We start from the raw sequence: 5,367 nt of genomic DNA on the forward strand, positions 1-5,367 counted from the left end.
TCGCTGTCCAGTGCGTGATGATGGTCCGCATCGCCGCCTCGGGGGTGGCCTGCAGCGTGGTGTCCGGCGTGAACAGCGCGCGCACCTTGTCGGTGGTGTCGTAGTCGTTGCTCTCGATCTGCGTCAGGATCCGCGAGATCGCGTCGGCGATGTCGAAGAAGTGCTTCGACAGCCCGTGCGCCGGCAGGCCGACGCGCTCCGCGACCTTGAACAGCCGCTGCTCGGTGCCGTTGGCCTGCGCCCGCAGCGACGCGACGATCGGCGCGCTGGCGCCATCGTTCTTGTACTCGAGCGTCAGGTGGAACCACGCCATCGCGGTCACCGCCGAGAACTCCTCGCGCGACAGGTTGCCGTCCTGGCGGCGCGACAGCAGCATGTTCTTCAGCTTGCTGGCCAGCGTGACGATCTTGGCCGGGTCGGTCGGGTTGCTGCTGGCGCTCGCGGTGACGTAGGTCATGCCGACCCAGACCTCGCGCAGGAACTCCTCGAAGGTCGGCACGAACTCGGCGTTCGCCGCCTCGGCGCGCACGTAGGGCTGCGGCTTGCCGTCGTCCATGCCGTGGTTCAGCTCCATGCCGAACATGCGCTGGTAGGGGTTGCGGCGGTTCGCGCGCAGGTCGCTGCGGATGTGGCTGACCAGCGAGGTGACGAAGAACGGCGCGCCGTCCTTGAAGAACAGCTCCTCGGTGTTGCGCAGCCAGGCCTGCGAATCGGCATCGGGCACGCCGAGCTTCTCGCCGTGCACGAACTCGTGGACCACGCGCTTGAACACCTCGTAGGCGCGGGTGTTCTCGATCATGTAGGCGTAGATCAGGTGGTCCCAGCGGAACTGGCGCGCGATCTCGACGGGGTCGCCGCCACTGCTGTCGAAGAAGGTCAGGATGTCGCTGAGCTCGTCCGACAGCGGCGCGCCCAGCGGGCTGGGCGTCGGCGAGGCGCTGAGCGCGCTGCGGCGGTCGGGGTCGCCGAGCGCCTTGGCCTGGATGTCGAAGCGCTGGCGCCAGGTTTCTTCCAGCAGCCAGGCGAGCTCGGCCGGGTGGGCCCTGAACAAGGTGTCGGGCGAGACGAGGGTGGCGAAGTGTCTGAACATGACAAGGTCTCCGTGGGTCAGGGGGCGCGGCTCAGGGCAGGTTGCGCAGGGCGGCCGGGTCGGCGAGCGTGGACAGCTGGGCCGACAGCGTCTGGAAGCGCAGCGCCACGTCGAGCGCCGGACCGATCAGCCCGGTGGGGGTCGGGATCTGCTGGTTGGCGCGGGTCAGCACGGTCAGCAGCAGCTGGGTGAGTTGGTCGGTGGACGGGTTGTGCCCGCCCCACTGCTGCGTCTGTTGTGTCGTCTGCTCGGTGGGCGTGTCAGCCTGCGCCTCGGGGGCGGTGTCGGCGACGGGGGCGGTGCGGCGCGTGCCGCGGGCGGGAGAGGGCGGGGCCTTGGCCATGGAAATGCTCCTGTAGGTGCGTGGTGGTGGTGGGTGGAAGTGGTCGGGATCAGGCGGGCTGCAACGCGCCGCCCATCCGCAGCATCGATTGCTGCTGTTGTTCGAGGATGCGTTTCGCCTCCTGTGGCTGGCCGCCGCAGCGGGCGAGCTGCAGCCCGGTCAGCCCGAGCGTGCGCAGCGGCTCGGTCCACAGCCAGTGGGCCGACGTGAACAGCGCCGGGCCGAGCGTCGACTGCAGTTCGTCGAGCGCTGCCGGGCTGACGCGCTGCGGGTGCAGCAGCTCGCGCAGCGAGCGGCCGCGGAAGCAGCGCATCGGCGTCTCGACCAGCAGCCGCGCCAGCTCCGGCAGCAGCGGCTGCGAATCGGTGATCAGCGCGCGCGTGCCGCTGTCGACACGCTCCAGCGGGTGCAGCCCGGTCCAGGCGAGCTCGAGCTCGTCCCACGGTCCTGCGCCGTAGCAGTGGCGGCACAGCGCCGCGCCGAGCTGCACGCGCAGGTAGCTGACCGGGTGCGGGTCGCCCGGCGAGAAGCGGAACACCAGGCTCGGCTCGCCCGACAGCACGTCGTGCAGCGCGGCCACGCTCGCGAAGCCGGTGTGGCCGAAGGCGAACGCATCGGCGGCGATCTCGCTCGCCCACGAGGCCCACACGTCGGCCAGGTCGCCATGCGAGCCGGCCTGGGCGAGCCCGTGCTGCAGCAGCGTGCGCAGCTCGTCGTTCCAGCCGGTGATGTGCGCCACCTGGTGGCCGGCCTCGTGGATCAGCGCGGTCGGCCGCAGCAGGTTGTGGCGCGTGATCTTGATGGTGGCGACCGGGCACACCGCGCCGCCGTCCCACAGCCGCAGGCCGGCCTTCATGATCGCGGCGCCGGCGCCGCTGTCGAGGTAGGTCAGCACCACCGGCGTCGGGTGGCCCAGCTCGTCGAGCACCTGCGACATGCTGCGGTAGGCCAGGCTGTCGCAGGCGCGCAGCATCGCCGCCACCTGCGGGTTGGTGCGGGTGTTGATCGCGTCGGCGAAGAAATCCAGCGTGGTCTCGGTGCGCAGGTACTGGCGCCGGAACGCCAGCAGCAGGCGGCGCACCTGCGCCTGCGCGGCCGGGCTGCGCGCCGCCTGGCCGTGCGCCAGCAGCACCTGTGCATCGGCCGCCAGCGCATCGACCTTCGCCTGCAGGTGGCGGCGCAGCGCGAGCCCGAGGTACTGCTCGAGCCGGCCCCAGGCCGCCTCGCCGGCCAGGTCGTCCAGCATCAGTCGCGACGCGGCCAGCACCCAGTGGGCGATCTGGCGCTGCGTCTGCAGCGCGGCGGCGGCTTGCAGTTCAGCCACAGCGGTGCCCCGGTGCCACGTCGACCATCACCGCGGGGGCCGGGTCGAGCGTGAGCTGGGCCGGCGCGGCACCGCGGCCGGCCATCGCGTCGCACACCGCCTTCAGCGCCGGCGGGTGGGCGATCGAGAAGCGCAGCGTGACGCCGTCGGCCGCGTTCTCGGTGGCCGCGATGAAGGCCGCCGACTGCGTCTGGATGAAGCTCGCGAAGCCCTGCACCAGCCAGTTCTGCAAGGCCCCCGCATAGCGCCGGGCCTGCGCCTGCGGCAGGTTCTGCATGCCGGCGCTGGCGGCCGGCGAGGCGCCGGCATGCACCAGCCGCAGCCCGCGGCCCGGCGGGCCGGACAGGATGTGCTGCAGGCGGCTTTGCAGCGCACGCCCGAAGCCGGCGCTCAGCACGCCGGCATTGGTCGACTGGCGCAGCCGCATCGCGAGCTTCTGCGCCTTGGCTTCGCTGAGGAAGATGCAGGCGCGGATCTGGTCCTGCGTGCAGTCGAAGCGCAGGCCGAGGTGCATCGCGCGGCGGGCATGGGCCAGCCCGTGCGCGTGGCCATGGCGGTGGCCGTGCCGCCCGTGCATCGCATGCGGGCGGCGCCCGCCGACGTCGACGCGGTAGAAGCGCTGCCCCATCGCGGGCCGCTGCCCGTTGCCGTCGACGGCGCGCCCGAGGCCGGGCGCGCCGAGCAGCGTCGCGGCGGCCTGCGGCGTCAGCGGGTGCAGCTCCTGGCTGCCGAGCGCGCCCGAGGCATCGCCCTGCTCGAACTCGTTGCGGGCGATGTCGGCGAGGCGGGTGCCGGGCAGGGCTTCGTACAGGTGCAGCTGCGCATCGGCCGCCTCGCCTTCGGGCAGGCCGAGCTGCTCGTGCAGGAAGTCGGCGAGCGGTGCGCCCTCGAAGCTCATGACCTCGCCCGCCATGTGCGGCGTGATGCGCACGTCGAACACCCGCGTGCAGCGCTTGTAGCGCTTGCGCCCGCGCAGCGGCAGCATCACCCAGCCGGCATCGATGCCGGCCTCGAGCAGCTCGGGCCGCTGGCGGTAGATGCCGGGCGGCAGCACCGCCGGCAGGTTGGCGGCGGCCGCCTGCTCGAAGGCCTCCATCGCATAGCCTTCGAGCAGCTCGGGCTGGTCGAGCACATGGTCGGGCAGCGCGGCGATGCGGCCCACCGTCTCCTCGACGGTGGCGGCGACGGCCGAGGCGGCGAGGCCGGCCTCCTGCTCTTGCGTCATCTCTTGCGTCACCTCCTCGCTCATCTCCAGGCTCAGCAGCTTCAGCCCGGAGTCGACGATCGCGCGCGACAGCACCGCCGCCTGCTGCGGGCCGACCAGGTTGGCGATCAACTTCGCCAGCAGCGGCGACAGGAAGTTGATGACGCGCGGCCGGCCGATCAGCCGGATGCCCAGCTTCAGCACCGGCAGCAGGGCCGGGATGAAGTTCTCCATCATCGGCTGCGGGCTCTCGCCGGGCCGCAGGTCCTGCAGCTCGTGGATGAAGCGCTCGCGCGCGTCGTCGAGCTCGGCGAAGACCGGCGGCGCCTCGCCCTGGCCGAGCGCGACCGACTGCGCGACCTCCATGTCGAGCTGCGTCTCGTCCTGCGCGAGCACGGCGTTCGCGACCTGCTGGTCGAACTCCTGCTGCGGCAGCGGGGCGTCGGCGCCGGCCACGTCCTGCACGCCGGCGGCGGCGGCATCCGCGGCGGTGGCATCGGGGGCCGTGGCGGTCGTGGGGGCCGGTGCCGGCTCGGGCGGTGCGAACCCGAGCTTGCGCGCGAGCTGCAGCGCGATCGGCTGCACCGGCGCCGGCAGGTGGCCGATGGCCTTCTGCAGCACGCGCTGCAGCAGCGGCTTGACCAGTGCCTTGATGCGCGACAGCAGTGGCCCGAGCGTGAGCTTCGTGATGCCCTGGATCGCCGTGCCGGCGACCTTCTTCACGACACCGCCGACCTTCTTGAGGAGCTTGCCGAAGAACTGTTCGAACTGCGGTTCCTGCTGCATCTCGTGGCTCGCGGCCGGCGTGTAGCCGTCGACGAAGGCATCGACCTCGCCCTCGACCAGCCCGGCGCCCTGGCGCGGGCCGAATTGCTGCGCCATCGCGTCGACCGCCGCCTCGCATTCGCGCACCAGCGGCGCGAAGTGCTGCATCACCGCCCGGTCGGCCTGGCCGCGCGGCATGCCGGCGGAGAGTTGCCGGTCGTGCAGCGCGCGGGCGTGGCATTCGAGCTCGAACAGCGCCTCGTCGAACTCCTCGTCATGCAGCTCGTCGATCAGGCCGGCACAGGCCTCTCGCATCGGGTCGTCGTAGGCCGTCTCGTCGTCGCCGGCTTCGTACACCGAGATGAAGGGCGAGCGCGTCGCGGCGCGCTCGGAGATGCCGTAGCCGACCGAGGTCTCGGACTCGGTCGGCGGGCTGAAGCTGTCGAAGGCCAGGAACGGCGCAGGGATGGTGGCAACACTCACGGCAGGCACTCCTCGTTGGATTCACGGACAAGGCCGCACGGGACGGCATCTCTTGACTGTGAAAACGCAAAGGCCGGCGCGAGTCCGACAGCGCGAACTAGGGGGGTGGTGGCGAGTCCCCCGGAGTGCGGGGGACAGGGCCGTGGCGTCCTTCCGAA

Annotated in this window: 4 protein-coding genes; all 4 read right to left on the minus strand. The window is 71.8% G+C overall.

What is annotated here, in order from left to right; translation table 11 throughout:
* Nucleotides 1–1,090, minus strand: a 1,090-nt coding sequence (locus tag AC1D12_RS23620) for a hypothetical protein (protein ID WP_477843231.1), incomplete at its 3' end; no start/stop codon positions are given.
* A 31-nt stretch (nucleotides 1,091–1,121) separates the two neighbouring features.
* A complete protein-coding gene (locus tag AC1D12_RS23625; RefSeq protein ID WP_477843232.1) occupies nucleotides 1,122–1,433 on the minus strand; it encodes a hypothetical protein in 312 nt (103 codons plus the stop codon).
* A gap of 49 nt (nucleotides 1,434–1,482) precedes the next feature.
* On the minus strand, nucleotides 1,483–2,757 hold the full coding sequence (locus AC1D12_RS23630) for a hypothetical protein (RefSeq protein ID WP_477843234.1): 1,275 nt from the start codon (nucleotides 2,755–2,757) through the stop codon (nucleotides 1,483–1,485).
* A complete protein-coding gene (locus tag AC1D12_RS23635; RefSeq protein ID WP_477843236.1) occupies nucleotides 2,750–5,209 on the minus strand; it encodes a hypothetical protein in 2,460 nt (819 codons plus the stop codon). Before AC1D12_RS23635 ends, AC1D12_RS23630 begins: the two co-directional genes overlap by 8 nt.
* Between the last annotated feature and the right edge of the window lie 158 nt (nucleotides 5,210–5,367).

Source organism: Rhizobacter sp. P1_G5, from assembly GCF_056405435.1.

Excerpts from the sequence above, each read along its gene's own strand:
- AC1D12_RS23625 (WP_477843232.1), bottom strand. The coding sequence starts at position 1,433 with ATGGCCAAGGCCCCGCCCTCTCCCGCCCGCGGCACGCGCCGCACCGCC.